This window comes from Actinomadura barringtoniae, from assembly GCF_017573505.1.
In the GTDB taxonomy this organism is placed as follows: Bacteria; Actinomycetota; Actinomycetes; order Streptosporangiales; family Streptosporangiaceae; genus Spirillospora; species Spirillospora barringtoniae.
Map to the genome: position 1 here is coordinate 1 of NZ_JAGEOJ010000017.1, position 17,850 is coordinate 17,850.

General features: G+C 71.0%; 21 protein-coding genes. 14 read left to right on the top strand and 7 right to left on the bottom strand.

The genetic code is table 11. The features are described 5' to 3' along the window. Nucleotides 1-20: 20 nt before the first annotated feature. Entirely contained in the window at nt 21-650 is a 630-nt protein-coding gene (locus J4573_RS36400; RefSeq protein WP_208260653.1) for a LysE family translocator, read from the top strand. Here J4573_RS36400 and J4573_RS36405 read toward each other — a convergent pair whose 3' ends face one another. Together J4573_RS36405 and J4573_RS36410 are read right to left on the bottom strand one after the other, a co-directional pair. Continuing rightward, nucleotides 651-1,742 (bottom strand): serine hydrolase domain-containing protein, encoded by a 1,092-nt coding sequence (locus J4573_RS36405; protein WP_208260654.1) that lies wholly within the window; start codon nt 1,740-1,742, stop codon nt 651-653. A 78-nt stretch (nt 1,743-1,820) separates the two neighbouring features. After that, the gene (locus J4573_RS36410; RefSeq protein WP_208260655.1) at nt 1,821-2,591 is read right to left on the bottom strand and encodes an SDR family NAD(P)-dependent oxidoreductase; all 771 of its coding nucleotides are present in this window, start codon (nt 2,589-2,591) and stop codon (nt 1,821-1,823) included. A 147-nt stretch (nt 2,592-2,738) separates the two neighbouring features. Between J4573_RS36410 and J4573_RS36415 the strand changes: the two genes are divergently transcribed. The 4 genes from J4573_RS36415 (at nt 2,739) to J4573_RS36430 (ending at nt 6,015) form a co-directional block, all read left to right on the top strand. Beyond that, nucleotides 2,739-3,245, top strand: a complete 507-nt coding sequence (locus tag J4573_RS36415) for a GAF domain-containing protein (protein WP_208260656.1) — start codon at nt 2,739-2,741, stop codon at nt 3,243-3,245. Between the two features lie 83 nt (nt 3,246-3,328). Beyond that, nucleotides 3,329-4,063 carry a GAF and ANTAR domain-containing protein gene (locus J4573_RS36420; RefSeq protein WP_208260657.1) on the top strand — a complete coding sequence of 245 codons (735 nt, stop codon included), beginning with the start codon at nt 3,329-3,331 and terminating at the stop codon, nt 4,061-4,063. After that, a complete protein-coding gene (locus tag J4573_RS36425; RefSeq protein ID WP_208260658.1) occupies nt 4,060-4,443 on the top strand; it encodes an STAS domain-containing protein in 384 nt (127 codons plus the stop codon). Before J4573_RS36420 ends, J4573_RS36425 begins: the two co-directional genes overlap by 4 nt. A 117-nt stretch (nt 4,444-4,560) precedes the next feature. Beyond that, nucleotides 4,561-6,015 (top strand): sulfatase family protein, encoded by a 1,455-nt coding sequence (locus J4573_RS36430; protein WP_208260659.1) that lies wholly within the window; start codon nt 4,561-4,563, stop codon nt 6,013-6,015. Between the two features lie 134 nt (nt 6,016-6,149). Here J4573_RS36430 and J4573_RS36435 read toward each other — a convergent pair whose 3' ends face one another. Continuing rightward, the gene (locus J4573_RS36435) at nt 6,150-7,622 is read right to left on the bottom strand and encodes a sensor histidine kinase (protein ID WP_307797177.1); all 1,473 of its coding nucleotides are present in this window, start codon (nt 7,620-7,622) and stop codon (nt 6,150-6,152) included. 17 nt (nt 7,623-7,639) lie between these two features. Here J4573_RS36435 and J4573_RS36440 point away from each other — a divergent pair, with 17 nt between their 5' ends. Both J4573_RS36440 and J4573_RS36445 read left to right on the top strand, forming a co-directional pair. After that, nucleotides 7,640-7,792, top strand: a complete 153-nt coding sequence (locus J4573_RS36440; RefSeq protein ID WP_208260660.1) for a hypothetical protein — start codon at nt 7,640-7,642, stop codon at nt 7,790-7,792. A 6-nt stretch (nt 7,793-7,798) separates the two neighbouring features. Further along, nucleotides 7,799-8,740, top strand: coding sequence for a winged helix DNA-binding domain-containing protein (locus J4573_RS36445; protein ID WP_208260661.1), 942 nt, complete (start codon nt 7,799-7,801; stop codon nt 8,738-8,740). 18 nt (nt 8,741-8,758) lie between these two features. Here the strand turns inward: J4573_RS36445 and J4573_RS36450 are convergent, their stop codons facing one another. Continuing rightward, nucleotides 8,759-9,244: a MarR family winged helix-turn-helix transcriptional regulator gene (locus J4573_RS36450; protein WP_307797179.1), complete on the bottom strand. Its 486-nt coding sequence runs from the start codon at nt 9,242-9,244 to the stop codon at nt 8,759-8,761. Nucleotides 9,245-9,308: 64 nt separating this feature from the next. Here J4573_RS36450 and J4573_RS36455 point away from each other — a divergent pair, with 64 nt between their 5' ends. Then, the gene (locus J4573_RS36455) at nt 9,309-9,503 is read left to right on the top strand and encodes a hypothetical protein (protein ID WP_208260662.1); all 195 of its coding nucleotides are present in this window, start codon (nt 9,309-9,311) and stop codon (nt 9,501-9,503) included. A 56-nt stretch (nt 9,504-9,559) separates the two neighbouring features. Next, a complete protein-coding gene (murA, locus tag J4573_RS36460) occupies nt 9,560-10,867 on the top strand; it encodes a UDP-N-acetylglucosamine 1-carboxyvinyltransferase (RefSeq protein WP_208260663.1) in 1,308 nt (435 codons plus the stop codon). Between the two features lie 69 nt (nt 10,868-10,936). On the opposite strand, the gene J4573_RS36465 is transcribed toward murA, so the two are convergent. Further along, entirely contained in the window at nt 10,937-11,788 is an 852-nt protein-coding gene (locus J4573_RS36465; RefSeq protein WP_208260664.1) for a short-chain dehydrogenase/reductase, read from the bottom strand. 79 nt (nt 11,789-11,867) lie between these two features. Here J4573_RS36465 and J4573_RS36470 point away from each other — a divergent pair, with 79 nt between their 5' ends. Together J4573_RS36470 and J4573_RS36475 are read left to right on the top strand one after the other, a co-directional pair. Next, nucleotides 11,868-12,497 (top strand): TetR/AcrR family transcriptional regulator, encoded by a 630-nt coding sequence (locus J4573_RS36470; RefSeq protein ID WP_208260665.1) that lies wholly within the window; start codon nt 11,868-11,870, stop codon nt 12,495-12,497. Beyond that, nucleotides 12,448-13,605 (top strand): NADH:flavin oxidoreductase, encoded by a 1,158-nt coding sequence (locus tag J4573_RS36475; RefSeq protein ID WP_208260666.1) that lies wholly within the window; start codon nt 12,448-12,450, stop codon nt 13,603-13,605. Before J4573_RS36470 ends, J4573_RS36475 begins: the two co-directional genes overlap by 50 nt. Here J4573_RS36475 and J4573_RS36480 read toward each other — a convergent pair. Further along, a complete protein-coding gene (locus tag J4573_RS36480) occupies nt 13,575-14,399 on the bottom strand; it encodes an MBL fold metallo-hydrolase (protein ID WP_208260667.1) in 825 nt (274 codons plus the stop codon). The genes J4573_RS36475 and J4573_RS36480 overlap by 31 nt on opposite strands. A 64-nt stretch (nt 14,400-14,463) precedes the next feature. Here J4573_RS36480 and J4573_RS36485 point away from each other — a divergent pair, with 64 nt between their 5' ends. Together J4573_RS36485 and J4573_RS36490 are read left to right on the top strand one after the other, a co-directional pair. After that, nucleotides 14,464-14,880, top strand: coding sequence for a MerR family transcriptional regulator (locus J4573_RS36485; RefSeq protein WP_208260668.1), 417 nt, complete (start codon nt 14,464-14,466; stop codon nt 14,878-14,880). Between the two features lie 23 nt (nt 14,881-14,903). Then, nucleotides 14,904-15,935 (top strand): ankyrin repeat domain-containing protein, encoded by a 1,032-nt coding sequence (locus J4573_RS36490; protein ID WP_208260669.1) that lies wholly within the window; start codon nt 14,904-14,906, stop codon nt 15,933-15,935. Nucleotides 15,936-15,938: 3 nt separating this feature from the next. Here J4573_RS36490 and J4573_RS36495 read toward each other — a convergent pair whose 3' ends face one another. Beyond that, the gene (locus tag J4573_RS36495; protein WP_208260670.1) at nt 15,939-17,105 is read right to left on the bottom strand and encodes an FAD-dependent oxidoreductase; all 1,167 of its coding nucleotides are present in this window, start codon (nt 17,103-17,105) and stop codon (nt 15,939-15,941) included. 59 nt (nt 17,106-17,164) lie between these two features. Between J4573_RS36495 and J4573_RS36500 the strand changes: the two genes are divergently transcribed. After that, nucleotides 17,165-17,842, top strand: coding sequence for a TetR/AcrR family transcriptional regulator (locus tag J4573_RS36500; protein WP_243774160.1), 678 nt, complete (start codon nt 17,165-17,167; stop codon nt 17,840-17,842). Nucleotides 17,843-17,850: the final 8 nt, after the last annotated feature.

Genomic DNA, 17,850 nt, shown 5'->3' on the forward strand with positions numbered 1-17,850 from the left:
ACTGGTGGAGAGGGAGTCCCATGCCGATCGATTCTCATCTGCTCGCGGCGTTCACCGTGACGACCATCGTGGCCATGATCGTTCCCGGTCCGGACATGCTGTACATCCTCGGGTGCGGGATGCGGGGCGGGCCTCGTGTGGGGCTCCTGGCGACGGCCGGTGTGGCCACCAGCGAGGCCGTTCATGTGGCGGTGGCGGCCGCGGGGCTGGCGGCGCTGTTCGCCGCCGTGCCGACCGCGTTCACCGTCGTGCGGATGATCGGCGGGGTCTACCTGATCTATCTGGGCGTGCAGATGATCCGCCAACGCAAGGGCATGGAGGAACTGCCGGCCGAGAATGGCGGGATGGCCGGTCGCCGTGCCTATCTGAACGGCCTGGTGACCAATCTCCTCAACCCGAAGATGGTCACCTTCACCATCGCTTTCCTGCCCCAGTTCATCGACCCCGCCCTCGGCCCGGTCTGGGTGCAGTTCACGATCCTCGGCGCGATCCTGATCGTCCTTGAGTTCCTCGTCGACGGCCTGGTGGGAGTTCTCGCGGGCCGGATCGGCGGATGGCTGCGCGAGCGCAAGGCCGCCCGCCGCCGGTTGGACGTCACGACGGGCGGCATCTTCATCGGTCTCGGCGTCCGCCTGACCGTGGAGCGTTGATCAGCCGTAGAGCTCCCGGATGAGCTTGATGATCTCGGTGGCCGAGTCGAAGCTCATGGAGAAACGGTTCTTGGTCACCGCGAACGCGACGCCGGTGGCGGTGTCGGCGCCCGCGTAGCTGCCGCCCGCGCCGGCCATCCCGAACTCGGTGTCCGAGCCGGAGAAGCCGCCGGCGTAGCCCAGGCCCCACGTGCTGGGGTTGCCGAAGATCTGGTCGGTGCCGGTCGCGGAGACCGCCCAGACCTGGGCGAGCCGTTCGGGAGAGAGGAAGCGCACGCCGTCCACCTCACCGATCACCGCGGCGTACATGTGGGCGATCGCGCGGGCGGAAGTCTTGCAGCCCGCGGGGATGGTGGCGGCGAGCATGTCGGGCCGGTTGCCGAGCGCGGCGTTCGGGAAGAGGACGAGCGGCCCGGCCTTGAACATGGGCAGGTCCGGCGGCATGTCGCCGGCCATCTCGCCGAGGCCAGGCTCGTCCTCCAGCCGGGCGAGCCTGGCCTGCTCGGACGCGGGCATCGCGAAGTAGATCTCGTCCGCGACGCCCAGGGGACCTGACACCTCTTCGACGAGGACCTCGGAGATCGGCTTGCCGGTCGCCCGGCGGACGATCTCGCCGACCAGGTAGCCGAACGTGTAGGCGTGGTAGCCGACCTCGGTCCCGGGCTCCCACCACAACTCGGCGTCGGCCAGGAAGGCGGTCATCTTGTCCCAGTCGCAGACGTCCTCGATCGTCGCGTCCACCGGTACACCCGGCAGGCCGGCCGAGTGGTTGAGGACATGTCGTACGGTCACGTTCTCCTTGCCATGGGCCGCGAACTCCGGCCAGAGCTCGGCGACGCGGGTGTCGTAGTCGAAGAGCCCGCGTTCGGCGAGCACGTGCGCGATCGTCGCGGTCACGCCCTTGCCGATCGAGAAGTTGTAGAAGGGCGTGCCGGGCTCGACCGGCCGCCCCGTCTCGGAGTCGGCGGCGCCCGCCACCGCGTCCACGACCTGCTCGCCGTGGTGGTAGACGGCGACCTGGACGCCGATCTCCTTGCCCGTCTCGACGAGCCCGTCGACTGCGTCCTGAACGCGCGTCTGAGCATCACTCATGCTGTTCTCCTCCCCAGAAATGCCGCTTTCAAGGAGATGGACCGGCTCAGGGCAGAGAACTCATCGCCGACCAGCCGATCAGGGGAAGAAGCGTCCGGCGCTGGGATGGTCCTGTGCGCCGTCCACGCAGATGTTGGCGCCGTTGATGCCACGGGCCCGTTCCGACAGCAGGAAGCAGGCCACGTCGGTGACCTCGTCGAGCGTGACCAGGCGGCCGGACGGGAAGTCCTCGCGTGCGAACGCGGCGAAGCGTTCGGGACGGGTCTCCTTGAACATCTCCCAGCCGCTGCCCTCGAAGAGCACCGAGCCTGGGCTGAGGGCGTTGACGCGGATATTGCGCGGACCGAGCTCCTGGCCGAGCGTGGCGGCCAGGTGGATCTCGGCGGCCTTCGCGGCGGCGTAGGAGGACTTGGGGCCGGGCTTCCAGCCGGTGATGGACGCGATGATCAGGGCGACGCCGCCGCCCTGCCGTTCGAAATGGGGAACGGCGGTCCGGATGGCGTGCGCGGCGTGCAGGACGTTGATGGCGAACGTCTCGGCCCAGTCGTCCGGGGTGGAGTCGACCAGCCCGCCGCCGGACGCGCCGCCCGCGTTCGCGACGACGATGTCGAGGCCCCCCAGCCGTTCGGCGCCCTGGTCGACGGCCCGGCCGAGTGCGTCCGGATCGGTCACGTCGGCGACCAGGCCCACCGCCCCCGACCTGGCCTCGGCGGCCTGGAGACGGGCCTCGTCCCGCCCGCAGATGGCGACCGAGGCGCCCTCTCCGGCCAGTGCCTCGGCGATTCCCAGCCCGATCCCGGCCGATCCGCCGGTGACGAAGGCCCGCTTGCCGCTCAACCCAAGATCCATAGGGCGATCCTCGCAGGTGAGAGCGTGATCGTGCGAGGGCGGAGCGAGAACGGATCGCGGGCTTGCATAACTGCTGTAGCCTACGAAGAGTAGCGGTATCCGCCCTGCCCCCTGCGGATCGTGACTTCGAAGCGAAGGAGCACGATCATGCCTGATGAGGGCTGGGCGGTCGATCTCGCCGAGGCGGCAGGACGGCTGTCGCGAACGCTGGAGAACGCCGCGGTGATCTCGGGAGCGGACGGCGCGGCGCTGATGCTTCTGGACCAGCACGCGGATCTGCGTGCGGTCGGCGCCACCACGGGCGAGGGCATGGAGCTGGAGGTCATCCAGCAGTCGAGCCGGTCGGGTCCGGCGTTCGACTGCCTGACCACCGGTGCCCCGGTCGCGGTCGAGAACATGCCCGAACGGGCCCCGGTGCGGGCCGTGCTGTCGCTGCCGGTGAGCGCCTACGGGCGCATGGTCGGCGCACTCAACCTCTACCGGCACGCGCCCACACGCTGGAGGCCCGATCACATCGCGGCCGCGCAGCGGCTCGCCGACGTGCTCGCGGTGTTCCTGGAGATGCTGGCGCGACCGACGAACCGCGCCGTGGGACGAACCGCGGCCCGCACCGCGGGCCGCGGTGAGAGCGTCACCGGGCCGGACGCCGGCTGAGCCACCCCCCGAACTCTGGAACAGTCCGGGCCGCCAGGGCTTGTAAGCCCCGCGTGCTCCCGGATCAGGAAGGCGAGAACTTCATGCATATCGATACCGCAGCATTGCAGGACAGTCTGGAGCGCATCAGATCGACGCCCCAGGAGACCGACCTGGTGACGGCGATGGGGCGGATCATCGCCGCCGTCAACGCGCTGTTCGACTACGACGGCGCCGGGGTGATGTTCGTCGACGACGCGGGCGCGCTGCGCTACGTCGCCTCGACCGACGAGATCGGCCGCGCGCTGGAGGAGGCGCAGCTGGCAGCCGGGCAGGGCCCCTGCGTCGACACCTACCTGCACAACCGCGTGGTGAGCAGCAAGGACGTTCACTCGGACGCGCGCTGGCAGGAGCTGCCGAAGCACCTGGACCGGCGCGTTCAGGCCGTGGCGGGAGCACCCATCCGGCTGGGCGGGGGACCGGTGGGCACGCTGAACGTCTACCGCTCGACCGCGCAGGAGTGGGACTCCTCCGACACCGACGCGCTCATGGCCTACACGGCGCTGGTCGGCGAGATCCTGGCCACCGCGGTCGCCGCGCGCGACCACAGCGTGCTGGCGGGCCAGCTGCAGTACGCGCTGGACTACCGGGTGATCATCGAGCGGGCCATCGGGTTCGTGATGGGCCGCGACGGGCTGGACGCCGGAGACGCGTTCCAGTACCTGCGCGCCGAGGCGCGCAACCAGCGGCGCCGCGTCGCCGACCTGGCCGCCGAGCTGCTCGGCGACCCGACCACCCCGCCCCCGCCGCCCCAGCCGGCGGCAGGGGGATCCCTGTGACCGACGACGCGATCAGGCATACCCGGCCGGACGCGCCGCACTGGTTCGCCGTACGAGAGCTGGACTCGCCACCGGGCAAGGTGCTGTACCTGTCCGGCGAGCTCGACCTCCTCTACACCCCCGACCTCCGCGTGCACATCCGGGCGGCACTGGACTCGGACGAGGTGATCCGGCTGGTGCTGGACCTTTCCGAGCTGGAGTTCATCGATTCCACAGGAATCGGCGTGCTGGTGTGGGCCGACCGTGAGGCCACCGAAAGGGGCCGCCACCTGGCGGTCTCCGGATGCGGGCCGCGCGTGCGGCGGGTGCTCAACGTCTACGGAGTGGCCGGCCGGCTGCGACTTTACGAGTCCGCTGAGCAGGCCCTGGAGACCACCTGAGCCCTTCCTGGACGAATGTGACGCTTTCGACACGTCGTTCACACCGGTTTCTCAGACATATCAGAGCCTTCTACGTCAGGATGGCGCCGCCTGATGTAGGGCAAAGGAAGGTATGTCTTGAGAATTCGACCGATGCGCTGGTCGCTCGCCGCGCTTCTGGCTGTTGTCATGTCCAGTGGCTGCGCGGCCGGGTCCGCCGCCCTCAACGGGGCGTCGAGCTCGGCGAAGAAACGACCACCGAACATCATCTTCGTTCTGACCGATGACCTGAACACCAACCTCCTTCCGTACATGCCGCAGGTGCAGCAGATGCAGAAGGAAGGGATGTCGTTCAACAACTACTACGTCACCGATTCCCTGTGCTGCCCGTCGCGTACGACCACGTTCACCGGGCGTTTCCCGCATAACACCGGGGTGTTCACCAACAGTGGCGATGACGGCGGTTATGGAGCGTTCAACAAGAACGGCAACCAGAACGACACGTTCGCCACGTCGCTGAAGGCGTCCGGCTACAACACCGCTCTCATGGGCAAGTACCTCAACGGCTACGACCCGAAGAAGAACGGGGTGCCGCCGGGCTGGACCGACTGGGCCGTCGCCGGCAACGGTTACCCGGAGTACAACTACTCCCTCAACGAGAACGGCAAGGTCGTCAAGTACGGCAAGCAGCCGAAGGACTACCTGACCAACGTCATCTCCAACAAGGGCCAGGCCTTCATCAAGAAGTCGGTGTCCAGCAAGAAGCCCTTCATGCTGGAGCTCTCGACGTTCGCGCCGCATGGCCCGGCGACCCCTGCGCCGAAGGACAAGAAGCTCTTCCCCGACGCGAAGGCTCCCCGCAGCAAGGCCTTCAACGAGGCCGACATGAGGGACAAGCCGAGCTGGCTGAAGTCCCGGAGCAAGCTCACCAAGGCGCAGATCGCCAACATCGACAACTCGTTCCGCAAGCGCGCCCGCTCCGTGCAGGCCGTGGACCGGATGATCGCCAACCTGCGCGCCACCCTCAAGGCGCAGGGCCAGGACCGCAACACCTACCTGGTGTTCAGCTCCGACAACGGCTTCCACCTCGGCGAGCATCGGCTCACCCCGGGCAAGCAGACGGCGTTCGACAGCGACATCAGGGTGCCGCTGGTCGTCCTCGGCCCGGGCGTGAAGTCCGGCGCGACCAACTCCAAGCTGGTCCAGAACACCGACCTGCGTCCGACCTTCGAGCAGATCGCCGGCCGCAAGGTGGCCAAGTCGGTCGACGGTCACGGGCTGCTGCCGTACCTGCACGGCCAGGGCCAGGCCGACCGCAAGTCGGTGCTGGTCGAGCACCATGGTCCCAACACGGCCGCGGACGACCCGGACCGCCAGGACGCCGCGAGCGGCAACCCGCCGACCTACGCGGCCATCCGCAACGACCATGAGCTCTATGTCGAGTACGTCACCGGCGAACGGGAGTACTACGACCTGAGACGCGATCCGCTGGAGCTCAACAACACGGCGAAGAAGCTCTCTCGCCAGAAGCTGGCCTCGCTCAAGGCCGAGCTCAACCGGCTGAAATCCTGCAAGGGAACACAGTGCAAGTAGGCCTGACACGGCCTCTGTAGGCCCTAGGCCCGCTCGATGATGTCCGTCCACTGCCAGACCGGCGGTGGGCGGACATCGCCTTTTCGACTCAACGTGCTACATCGGTCACAGTGCGCGTTCGTCGTGAAAACAGATCATCCGGCCTCGACGTCGTCCCCCGGGTGCCGGTGAGCCGGAAGCCGCAGCACGAAGCGGGCGCCGGGACGATGGTCGTCGAGGGTGAGCGAGCCGCCGTGCGAGTTCGCGATGCCGCGGGCGATGGCCAGGCCCAGGCCCGAACCGCCCGAGGAGCGGCTGCGGGCCGAGTCCAGGCGGGTGAAGCGTTCGAAGATGCGCTCGCGGTCGGCGTCGGGCACGCCCGGGCCGTCGTCGGTGACCGCCAGCAGGATGTCGCCTTCGTCCCGGACGACCTGGACGTCGATGGAGGCGGTCGTGTGCCGTTCGGCGTTGTCGAGCAGGTTGTTCAGCAGCCGGGCCAGCTGCACCCGTACCCCGTCCACCACGACGTCGGCGCCGACGCGCGTGCTGACGGTGGGGCGCCGGCCGTCGGGCGCCGACAGCGCGGCCGGGTGGCGGGCGTCGAGCTCGGTGGAGACCAGGTCGGCCAGGTCGACCGGCTGATGGACGACCGTGCCCGTGCTGGTGCCGAGCCTGGCCAGCAGGAGCAGGTCGGTGACGATCGCCTCGAGCCGGTCGGTGGCGGCGAGGGCGGCCTGGGTGGCGGACGTGGTGAGCTCCGGGTCGTGCGGGCTCATCGCCAGGTCCTCGAGGTTGACCCGCAGGCCGGTGATCGGGGTGCGCAGCTCGTGCGCCGCGTCCGAGGCGAACTGGCGTTGCCGCGCGACCGACTCCTCCAGCCGTTCCAGCGTCTGGTTCGCGGTCCGGGCGAGCTGGGCGATCTCGTCCTGCCCGGTGGGCTGCGGAACGCGCCGCGACAGGTCGCTGCCGGTGATCTCGGCGAGCTGCGCCCTGATCTGCTCGACCGGCCGCAGCGTCCGCCCGACCACCTGCCAGGTCGTGAGGGCGGCGAGCCCGGTCAGCGCGATCACCAGTCCCGCGAGGAAGTACTCCAGGTGGTGGCCGAGCAGGACCCCGGGCAGCGGGCTGGCGCTGAGCGCCACCGGCGAGTCGGGGGCGTTGGTGACCCGGATCGCCACCACGAACATGCAGCCGCCGCCTGGCGCGGGGCACATCGTGGCCTCCCGCACGCGCGAGTTCGCCGGCGGGAACAGGGGCGCCAGCGGCGGGCGGCCCGCGGCCTTGGCGCTGGCGTCGCGTACCCGCCGGTCGGGCCCGATGACCTGCAGGTAGTCGGCGCCCTCGACGCTCTGCCTGATCGGCGAACGCAGCGTTCCGTCGCGGACCGCCGAGGTCACCTGGGTGGCCGCGATCCGGGTGCGGTTGGAGACCTGCTGCTTGTAGTGCTCCCGGACGACCAGGTCCGAGCCGGTCGCGAGCAGCGTGAGGACCACGGCGGCGAAGATGGTCGCCAGCACCGTGTCGCGTCCGCGAATCGAATGGGGCCGCAGCCGCATCTTGAGGGGCCTCCGCATGTCAACGGCCTGATGGTGCAGGCAGTGGATCACGTCGGGACGCTGCGTGGCCACCCCAGTATGTTGTCGGTATGGGTGAGGTACTGAGCCGCCGGGCGTTGAACCGGGCGACCCTGGACCGCCAGCTGCTCCTGCGCCGTACGGCCATGGACCCGGCCGAGGCGGTGGAGCATCTGGTCGGGCTCCAGACGCAGGTCCCGCACAACCATTACACGCAGCTCTGATCGCGCTTGGAGGGATTTGACCCGGTCGCGTTCTCCGAACGTTACGAGGCGCGCGAGTTCGTCCGGCTGAGCCTGATGCGGTGCACCATCCACACCGTCACCGCCCGCGACGCCCTGATGCTGCAGCCGCTCTTCCAGGACCTGATGCGGCGCATCCTGAAGACCAACTTCGGCAAGCCGCTGGCGAGCGTCGATCTCGGGCGCGCCACCGAACGGTCCCGCGCCCTGGTCGAGGAACGGCCGATGACCGCCGGCGAGATCGGCAAGGTCCTGATCGAGGAGTGGCCGGACAGCCGCCCCGACGCGCTCGGCATGGTCTCCCGTCACCTGCTCGCGATGGCGCAGGTGACGCCGCGCGGGCTGTGGCAGCGGGGCGGCCTCGCCCGGCACACCACCCTGCAGCACTGGCTCGGCAAGGACCTCAACGCCGACGTGACGCCCGACGCGATGGTGATGCGCTACCTCGCCGCGTTCGGCCCCGCCTCGGTCCGCGACCTCCAGCTGTGGTGCGGGCTGACCAAGCTGGCCGAGGTGGTCGATCGGCACCGCGGCGAGCTGATCACCTTCCGGGACGAGAACGGCGTGGAGCTCTTCGATCTCCCCGACGCGCCGCGCCCCGACGAGGACACCCCCGCCCCCGTACGGTTCCTGCCCGAGTACGACAACGTCTTCATCGGCTACAAGGACCGCGCCCGCGTGGTGAGCGACGAAGCCGCCGAGGCGGTGTGGCTGGCCAACGTCAACTACCCGGTCTTCACGGTGGACGGCTTCCTACGCGGAACGTGGAACCTGGACAACACCAAGGGCAAGGCCACGCTCAGCATCAGACCGTTCAAGCCCCTCCCCGCCGCCGACCGCGCCCCGCTCGAAGAGGAGGGCGCCGCCCTCCTGGCCTTCCACGCCAAGGACGCCGACCACGACATCACCTGGGGCCTCCACGGCGACTAGGCCGCGACTCATCCGCTGCTAGGCGCCCTGGTGGGCTCGGGCGGTGTTGGCGGCGGCTATGACCTGGGTGAGGGCGGCGTGGAGGCTGCGCAGTTCGGTGAGGTCCATGCCCAGGCGGTCGACGATCGTGGGCGGGATCTTGAGGGCTTCGGTGCGCAGCTCGCGGCCGGTGTCGGTCAGGGCGATGGCGAGGGACCGCTCGTCGTCGCCGGAACGCCGGCGGCGGATGTAGCCCGCTGATTCCAGGCGCTTCAGCAAGGGGGAGAGGGTGGCGGGCTCCAGCTGGAGCATGCCGCTGATCTCCTTGACCGACAGCGGCGCGTGCTGCCAGAGAGCCAGCATCACCAGGTACTGCGGGTGGGTGAGGCCCATCGGCTCCAGGAGCGGCCGGTAGACGGCGATCACCGACCGCGAGGCGACCGCCAGGGCGAAGCACACCTGGTTTTCCAAGGCCAGCGGGTCGATGTCGCCGAAGTCACTCGCCACGGGCTCACTGTCGCTCACGCGGTCATCGTACACTAATGATTAGTGCACTAACCGTTAGTGGCCTATCCGAGGAGAGCCGCTCATGCCCCGACGGCCGTCGTTCCTTCCCTCGCTGGAGACCCTGGAGCAGGAGGCCCTCGACCGCTCCGCCCAGACGACCCCGAAGGGCTCGCAGTTCGACCACCCGACCGCCAAGTACGTCTTCATCGCGGTGCTGGTGGTGACCGTGCTCGCGCATGTGATCGCCGGGATCGCGTTCGCGATCGTGGGCTTCTGAGTGAACGTCCGGGCGACTTCGGCGTTTTGCCGGGTCGTTGCCCTTAGGCTGCAACGGTGACCGAGAAGCTGTGGCAGATCGAACCGTCCGGGCCACTGCGCGGGGACGTCACCGTGCGGGGCGCCAAGAACGCGGTCAGCAAGCACATGGTGGCCGCCATGCTGGGCCAGGGGCCGAGCACCATACGCAATGCGCCCGACGTGGGCGAGGTCGGCATCACCACCGCGATGCTCGAACACGTGGGGATGAAGGTCGAGCGCGCGGGTGACGAGGTCACCGTCGTGCCCGGGCCGGTGACCGAGGCCGGCGTGGACCGGACGTTCACCGGGCTCAACCGGATCCCGATCCTCATGCTCGGCCCGCTGCTGCACCTGGCGGGCGAGGCGTTCGTCCCGCTGGTCGGAGGCGACCCGATCGGCCGCCGGCCGGTCGACTTCCACGTGGACGCGCTGCGCGCGTTCGGCGCCGAGGTCGAGATCGCCCACGACGGCATCCACGCCCGCGCCAAGCGGCTGCGCGGCACCCGGATCAACCTTCCCTACCCGAGCGTCGGCGCCACCGAGACGGTGCTGCTGGCGGCGGTGCTGGCCGAGGGCAAGACCGTCATCCGCAACGCCGCCACCGAGCCCGAGATCATCGAGCTGGCGCTGTTCCTGCAGCGGATGGGCGCGGGCATCTCCTTCAGCCCGGACCGCCGGATCGTCGTCGAGGGCGTCGACGGGCTGGCGGGCGCGCAGACCAGGCTCGCTGGCGACCGCATCGAGGCGTTCTCCTACCTGGTCGCAGGCCTGGTGACCGGGGGAGAGGTGCGGGTGCACGGCTGCCCGCAGGACCGCCTGGTCACGCCGATCACCACGCTGGCCCGGATGGGCGCCAAGTTCGAGATCACCGACGACTGGATCATGGCGTCGGCGCCGAACCTGCTCAGCCCCGCCGCGGTGCAGACCGACACCCACCCCGGGTTCGCCACCGACTGGCAGACGCCGCTGATGGTGCTGTTCACGCAGGCCGACGGCATGTCGGTGCTGCACGAGACGGTGTACGAGAACCGGCTGGCGTACGTTCCGGCGCTGCAGAGCATGGGCGCCGAGATCGAGGTGTACGACACCTGCCTGGGCGGCCCGGCCTGCCGCTACCACGACACCGGCGCCAAGCACTCGGCGGTCGTGCGCGGCATCTCCAAGCTGCGCGGCGGCGACGTCACCATGCCCGACATCCGGGCCGGGTTCTCGGCGGTGCTGGCCGCCGCGGTCGCCAACGGCCCCTCCACGCTGCGCGGCGTCCACCACATCGAACGCGGCTACCACCACCCGGTCGAGCAGTTCCGCGCGCTCGGCCTCAGCCTGCGCAGCCAGGAGGTCTGACCGCAGCCAGGAGGTCCGACCGGCGGGCGGCAGCCCGGTCCGCGGCCCGCCCGCCTCACGGCTTGGTGCTCACGGCCTGGCGCGTTCGGAGTCCTTGATGAGGCGGGTCAGCGGCGGGAACCGGGCCGCGAGCGGGTCGGCGAGCGCGACCTGGGCGCGTACGGCCAGCAGGCCCGGCACCCACCACGGCGCGTAGACCGACCTGGACCGGCGCTCGATGCCGTTCACCATCGCCGCGCCCGCCCGCGCGGGCGAGATCGGCGCGCCGATGACCTTGGGCATCCGGTCCAGCCCGTCGGCCAGCGCCGGACGGGTGATCAGGCCGCGTACCAGGCCGGTGTCGACCGCGCCGAAGTAGGCGACGCCGACGCCGGTCCCGGTGTGCGCGAGTTCCAGCCGCAGCGCGCGCCCGAACGCCTCCACCGCGGCCTTGGTCGCGGCGTAGGCGGCGACCGTCGGGCACGGGATCGCCGCCGCGATCGACGAGGTCAGCAGGATGTAGCCGCGCCGCTCGGTGACCCGCGGCAGCGCGGCCCGCACGGTGCGCCAGACGCCGAGCAGGTTCACGTCCACCACCTGCTCGAACTCGGCGGGCTCGATGGCCGACACGGTCGCGAGCGGCCCGCTCACCCCGGCGTTGGCGACGACCACGTCGATGCCGCCGAATCGGCCCGCGACCTCGGCCATCACCCGCTCCAGCCCGTTCGGGTCGGTGACGTCCACCGCGAACGGCGCGGCCGGTTCGCCCAGCTCGGCGGCGAGCGCCGCCGCGGCCTCGGCGTCCCGGTCGAGGAGCGCGACGCGCGCGCCCCTGGCCACCAGCTGCCGGGCGGCCGCGCCGCCGATGCCCCCGGCGGCCCCGGTGATGACGGCGACGCGGCCCGCCAGCGGGCTGGGGCGATTCCGGTGAAAAGTCGTCATGGTCAGGCAGTGTCGCATTCTCCAATCATCGTTTCAATCAGTGATTGACGACCCGTCCGCGCCATGGTCCACTGGGCGCGTGCAGACCGAGCCCGACGCCCGCCTGCGGCTCCTGGACGCCGCCGAACTCCTGCTGCGCGAGCAGGGGTACGAGCGGACGTCGATCCGCGCGGTCAACAAGGCCGCGGGCATGAACCCGGCGGCCGTCCACTACCACTTCGGCTCCAAGCCGGCCCTGGTCACCGCCCTGCTGGAGGACCGGCTGCGACGCTCCTGGGACGGCCCGCTGGCCGATCTCACCGGCACCCCGCCCGACATCGGGCAACTGGCGCGCGTCCTGGTCGAGCCGATGGCCGCGCTCGCCGCCGACGAGTCCCGCGGGTGGCTGCTCGCGCTGCTGGCCCGGCTCGTGCTCGCCGGTCACCCGCTGCCGTGGCGGTCGCCGTGGCCCGCGCCCGAGCCGTGGATCGAGATCGTCCGCCGGGCCGTGCCCGGGCTGTCGGAACGGGACGCGGCCGACCGCTGGCGGCTGGCCCGCGACCTCGTACTGATCACGTACGGCGCGCCGCTGGCCGAGCCCGGCCACCCGCCCGAGCCGCCCCCCGCCCGGACGGTCATCGCGTTCGTCGCGGCAGGTCTTGCCGCGGAAGGAGACCCCCATGACCACGATCTTCGAGCCCGCGCGACTGGGGCCGCTGACCCTGCGTAACCGCGTTCTGAAGGCCGCCACGTTCGAGGGGCGCACGCCGAAGGCGCTGGTCACCGACGAACTGATCGAGTTCCACCGCGCGATCGCCGCCGGCGGGGTCGCGATGACGACCGTCGCCTACTGTGCGGTGGCGCCCGAGGGGCGCACCGAACGGCGGCAGATCCACATGCGTCCCGAGGCCGTACCCGGCCTCACCCGGCTGGCCGAGGCGGTGCACGCCGAGGGCGCCAAGGTCGCGGCGCAGGTCGGCCACGCGGGCCCGGTCGCCGACGCCCGTTCCAACCGCGCCCCCGCGCTCGGCGCCTCCCGGCGGCTGAGCCCGCTCACCGGCCAGTTCATCCAGGCGGCGAGCGAGGACGACATCGAACGGATCACGGCGGCTCACGCCGACGCGGCCGAGCTGGCGGCGGACGCCGGGTTCGACTCGGTGGAGCTGCACTTCGGCCACAACTACCTGATCAGCTCGTTCCTCAGCCCGCGCCTGAACCGCCGCCGCGACGGCTGGGGCGGCACGACCGAGGCCCGGGCCCGCCTCGCCCGGCAGGTCGCCGAGGCGGTGCGGACCCGCGTCGGCACCCGCATCGCCGTCACCGCGAAGCTGAACCTCGATGACGGCGTGCGGGGCGGGCTGAAGCCGGACGAGAGCCTGCAGGTCGCGCGGCTGCTCCAGGACGACGGCCACCTGGACGCGCTGGAGCTCACCGCGGGCAGCTCCCTGCTCAACCCCATGTACCTCTTCCACGGGAAGCCGCCCGTCAGGGACTTCGCGGCGGCGTTCCCGCAGCCGCTGCGCACCGGGCTGCGCGTCTTCGGCCGCGCGTTCCTGAAGCACTATCCCTACGAGCCGCTCTACCTGCTGCCGATGGCCCGCACGTTCCGGGCCGAGCTGACCATGCCGCTGATCCTGCTGGGCGGCGTCACCGACCACGCCGGGATGCGGCGCGCGATGGACGAGGGCTTCGAGTTCGTCGCGATGGGCCGGGCCCTGCTCATGGAGCCCGACCTCATCGAACGGATCGCCCGCGACGAGTCCACCGAGTCGCGCTGTATCCACTGCAACCGGTGCATGCCGACGATCTACAGCGGGACTCGCTGCGTGCTGACGTAGCGGGCGAACTCCCACGGGTCGTGCGCGGACACGACCTCCACCTGGTCCGCGTGGTCGCGGACGAGCGCGCGGAGCCGGTCGTGGGTGGTGAGGCGCAGCTTCTCGTCGACCTGCGAGTCGTTCTGCAGGATGTCCAGGAGCGGGTGGCCGTGGTGGTCCTCCGGATCGACCTCCCGGTGGTAGAAGTACGCGTCGCCCGCGTGCAGCAGCCACCGATCGCCGTCGCCGCGTACGGCCACGCCCGCGTGGCCCGCGGTGTGACCGCCCAGCGGGACCAGCAGGATCTCCGGCGGCAGCCCGTCCAGCTCGCGGACGCCCTCGAAGCCGAACCACTCCTCGCCGCCCTCGCCATAGGTCGCCCAGTCCGGGCCGTGCGCCCAGTGCAGCGGCCGGTAGCGGCGGCTCGGGCCCTCCGCGTAGGCGGCCTGCCGTTCCGTCTCGAAGACGTGCACCTTGGCGTCGGGGAAGTCGGGCAGACCGCCGCTGTGGTCCACGTCCAGATGGGTGAGCACGATGTGGCGTACGTCGGCGGGGTTGTAACCCAGCCGTGAGATCTGCTGGACGGCCGTCTCGCCGGGGGACAGGACGGCCTCGGTCATCGCCAGCCATTCGGCGTCCAGGGCCTCACCAGGCCGTTCGACGTCGACAGAGCCGAGACCTGCCTCGATCAGGACCAGTCCGGAGGAATCGGTCTCGGCCAGGAGGGCATGGCAAACCACCGCCGCGGGGGAGATGGTGGTGTAAGTCGGGTCGATCGCCCGGAACGACCCCAGGTTCAGGTGATGGATGTTCATGGCGTTTAGACTGCGACTTGAAGCGCGGTTCAAGTCAAGGCGGTTCACGTCAAGGAGGCCACGGATGTCGACATCGCCGTCGAACGAGATCCTGCTGGACATCGGCGAGGTCGCCGCGCGGACCGGCCTCGCGCCCTCCGCGCTCCGCTTCTACGAGAAGCGCGGCCTCATCGCTCCCACCGGCCGCAACGGCCTGCGCCGCACCTACCGCCCCGACGTGCTGGAACGGCTGGGCCTGATCACCTGCGCCCGCAGCGCCGGGTTCACCATCGCCGAGATCGCGCGGTTCCTGGAGGCCAGGCCCGGCGACGAGCTGCTGCGCGCGCGGATGGCCGACAAGGCCCGCGAGCTCGACGAGCGCATCGCGCAGCTCACGAGGATGCGCGACAGCCTCGACCACGCCGCGGTCTGCACCCACGAACCCCTGGTCGAGTGCCCCGACTTCAAGCGCGCCGTCCGCAACGTGTACGCACCCGCCTGAGCAAGCTCCCACAAGGAGAGGTCATGCCCGATCTGCCCGCCCGCCCCGACATGGGTCTTCTGCACAGTCACGCGATCGAACTCCTGCGCGCCGCCCGCGGCGGCGACGAGGCCGCGGTGATCCGGCTGGAGCTGGTGTCGAAGGACCACACGATGGACTCGGCGCGGCTCGCGGTCGCGCGCGAGCACGGCTTCGAGGCCTGGGTGGAGATGGCGACCGAGGTCAACCGCCGCGACATCCTGAACCGCCGCGACGCCGCCGCGCTCGCCGCGCTGCTCGCCGACCGGCCCGAGCTGGCGCTCAGCCCGATGCTGCACTGGTGCGACCACCCCCGGGGCGCCTCGCCGCTCGGCTACATCGCGATGCTGCACTTCGACGCCCGCCGGCTCGGCCTCACCGGACCGCTGACCGGCACCGGCGTCATCGCCGAGGCGCTGATCGCGGCGGGCGCGCTGGTCGACGGGGAGCCCGGCGAACGCGAGACCCCGCTCATCACCGCCGCCAGCTACGGCGACGCCGAGGTCGCGGCCGTGCTCATCGCCGCCGGCGCGGACGTGAACGCGGTCGCCGCGCCGGACTCGGGCGGCGTCCCCGGCGGAACGGCGCTAATGCACGCCGCCGTGTTCGGCATGACCGGGGTGGTGGACGTGCTGGTCGCCGCCGGGGCGCGGGTGGACGGGCTGATCGAGGCGGCCGCCGTCGGCGACGTCACCGGTTTCCTTACGCCGGCCGTGTCCGAGGAGGAGCTGATCCGGGCGCTGGCGACGGCGGCCGACCACGAACGCCTGGAGGTGATCGACCAGCTGCTGGCCGCCGGGGCGCCGATCGACGCCACCGACATCGAATACGGCCTCCAGGCGTTGCGCCTGGCCGCGCAGAACGGCCGGGCCGCCTCCGTCGAACGCCTCCTCGCGCGCGGCGCCGACCCGTCGGTGCGCGACCTGGAGTACGGGCGCACCGCGCTCGAATGGTCGCGGCACCGGCGCGGCGGCGTGGACGACACCGCCGCGCACGACCGCGTCGAGGCGCTCCTGGCCCGCGTCACGCCTGCATGAGCCTCACGCCTGCGTGAGTGCGGCGGTGGACGGGCGCCAGCCCTCCGTCACGTCGTGGGTGTAGAGCCATGAGGTGGCCCGCTCGTAGAACAGGCGGGTCGCCAGCGGCATGACGACGTTGCGCACGCGGCGTGCGACCGGGCCCGCCGTCTTGGCGTCGCGGTTGTCGCTCGCGGCCTTGACCATCTTCGCCATGCGCTTGCGCCGTTCACCGTCGTAGGCGGCGAGTGCCGCCGGAACGTCCGCGGTCTCCAGCGCGCGGGCGAGCACGACGGCGTCCTCGATCGCCATCGACGCGCCCTGGCCCGCGCCGACAGGGTGGCCTGAGTCGCCGACGAGCACGATGCGTTCGCCGTGCCAGACCGGGACCTCGCCGAGCACGTGCATCAGCGTCGGCCGCTGCATCGTCGTGGCGGCCGACAGCAGGGTCCGCGCCATCTCCTCGTGCCGGTAGAGGTGGCGGAGCGCGTCCAGGTCCACCGACGCGAGATCGGGCTGCGCGGGGTCGGCGACCTGCGCCGCCCACCAGGTCTCGCCGCCGGGCATCCCGACGTAGGCGAACGCGCCGTTCCGCCCGAAGATCATGTTGAACGTGCCGGCCTCCACCTCGACGCCGGACGCGACGCCCGAGGCCGTGAAGAGGCCCGCATAGGTGGGCTCGGGCGCACCCGGGTCGAGGATCCGCCGGGTCGCCGACCAGATCCCGTCGGCGCCCACGAGCAGGTCCGCCTCGACCGTGAGCCCGCTCTCGAACTCCGCCGTCACGCTGCTGTCGCTTTCGCTTGCTCCGACGAGCCGTTCGCCCGTGACGATCCGCGCCCCGGCCCGTACCGCCTCGGCGCGCAGCGTCTCCACCAGGCGCCCGCGCATCAGCGTGACGCTGTGCAGCGGGTCGCCGGTGAGCCTGCCCCGCGGCATCGCGCCGAGGAGCCGGCCCGTGTCCGACCACAGACGCTGGTGCCCGATGTCGTGCCCGGCGGCCCGCACGGCCTCCAGGCAGCCCAGCGCCCGCAGGCACCGGAGCCCGTTGGTGGCCAGGCTGAGGAACGAGCCGACGGGCCCCGCCGGGTCGGCGTAGGCCTCGTACACCGTCACCTCGGCGCCGATCCGCCGCAGCGCGATCGCGCTCGTGGCGCCCGCGACCCCGCCGCCGATCACCGTGACCCGCATGAACGCCTCCTGAATCTCAGTTCACTGAATCTATATTCGGCGAATGTGGATTCAGTATCATGCGATACTGGGCGGGCGTCAACCACGAGTGGCGCTGCGACGGAGGGCGGAGGCCGGTGGGCGTACGGAAGGCCAAGGCGGCCGAGACCGAGGCCGCGCTGAAGGACGCCGCCCGGCGGCTGTTCATGGAGCGCGGCTACCTCAACACCAAGATCACCGACATCACGGCGGCGGCCGGGCGCGCGACCGGCTCGTTCTACGACCACTTCGCTAGCAAGGAGCAGCTCCTGGAGGCGCTGCTGGCCGACCTGGAGGCCCAGGCCGACGCGGGGATCGAGGCGGCCGGACATGCGCACTCGCGCGACCACGACCTGGCCGAGCGCGAGCAGTTGCGCAGCCACCTGGAGGTGGCCTGGCGCGTCTACCGCGACAACCTGCCGGTGATCGTCGCCCAGATGCAGTCGATGGTCGCCGAGAGCCCCTCGGCCGGCCGCGCCTGGCAGAGCCTGGTCACCGAGACCGACCCCTGGCGCGACCACCTCGAGTTCATGCGGGAGAAGGGCCGTCAGATCCCCGGCGACCCGATTCTCGTGGCCGCCGCGATGGGCTCGATGATCTCGATGCTCGGCTACTCCGTCCTCACCGCGGGCGAGCACGGCCCGGACGTCACCGACGACGAGATCGTCGACACCCTCACCGCCCTGCTGCTGAATGGCCTCGCCGGACCGCCCGATTGACCCCGCCC

What these genes read in the sequence shown, in the direction of transcription:
- J4573_RS36500 (WP_243774160.1), top strand. Translation starts at nt 17,165, where the DNA reads ATGCGATACTGGGCGGGCGTCAACCACGAGTGGCGCTGCGACGGAGGG.
- J4573_RS36415 (WP_208260656.1), top strand. Translation starts at nt 2,739, where the DNA reads ATGCCTGATGAGGGCTGGGCGGTCGATCTCGCCGAGGCGGCAGGACGG.
- J4573_RS36495 (WP_208260670.1), bottom strand. Translation starts at nt 17,105, where the DNA reads ATGCGGGTCACGGTGATCGGCGGCGGGGTCGCGGGCGCCACGAGCGCG.
- J4573_RS36455 (WP_208260662.1), top strand. Translation starts at nt 9,309, where the DNA reads ATGCCCCGACGGCCGTCGTTCCTTCCCTCGCTGGAGACCCTGGAGCAG.
- J4573_RS36475 (WP_208260666.1), top strand. Translation starts at nt 12,448, where the DNA reads ATGACCACGATCTTCGAGCCCGCGCGACTGGGGCCGCTGACCCTGCGT.
- J4573_RS36400 (WP_208260653.1), top strand. Translation starts at nt 21, where the DNA reads ATGCCGATCGATTCTCATCTGCTCGCGGCGTTCACCGTGACGACCATC.
- J4573_RS36485 (WP_208260668.1), top strand. Translation starts at nt 14,464, where the DNA reads ATGTCGACATCGCCGTCGAACGAGATCCTGCTGGACATCGGCGAGGTC.
- J4573_RS36420 (WP_208260657.1), top strand. Translation starts at nt 3,329, where the DNA reads ATGCATATCGATACCGCAGCATTGCAGGACAGTCTGGAGCGCATCAGA.
- J4573_RS36490 (WP_208260669.1), top strand. Translation starts at nt 14,904, where the DNA reads ATGCCCGATCTGCCCGCCCGCCCCGACATGGGTCTTCTGCACAGTCAC.
- J4573_RS36440 (WP_208260660.1), top strand. Translation starts at nt 7,640, where the DNA reads ATGGGTGAGGTACTGAGCCGCCGGGCGTTGAACCGGGCGACCCTGGAC.
- J4573_RS36480 (WP_208260667.1), bottom strand. Translation starts at nt 14,399, where the DNA reads ATGAACATCCATCACCTGAACCTGGGGTCGTTCCGGGCGATCGACCCG.
- J4573_RS36410 (WP_208260655.1), bottom strand. Translation starts at nt 2,591, where the DNA reads ATGGATCTTGGGTTGAGCGGCAAGCGGGCCTTCGTCACCGGCGGATCG.
- J4573_RS36405 (WP_208260654.1), bottom strand. Translation starts at nt 1,742, where the DNA reads ATGAGTGATGCTCAGACGCGCGTTCAGGACGCAGTCGACGGGCTCGTC.
- J4573_RS36465 (WP_208260664.1), bottom strand. Translation starts at nt 11,788, where the DNA reads ATGACGACTTTTCACCGGAATCGCCCCAGCCCGCTGGCGGGCCGCGTC.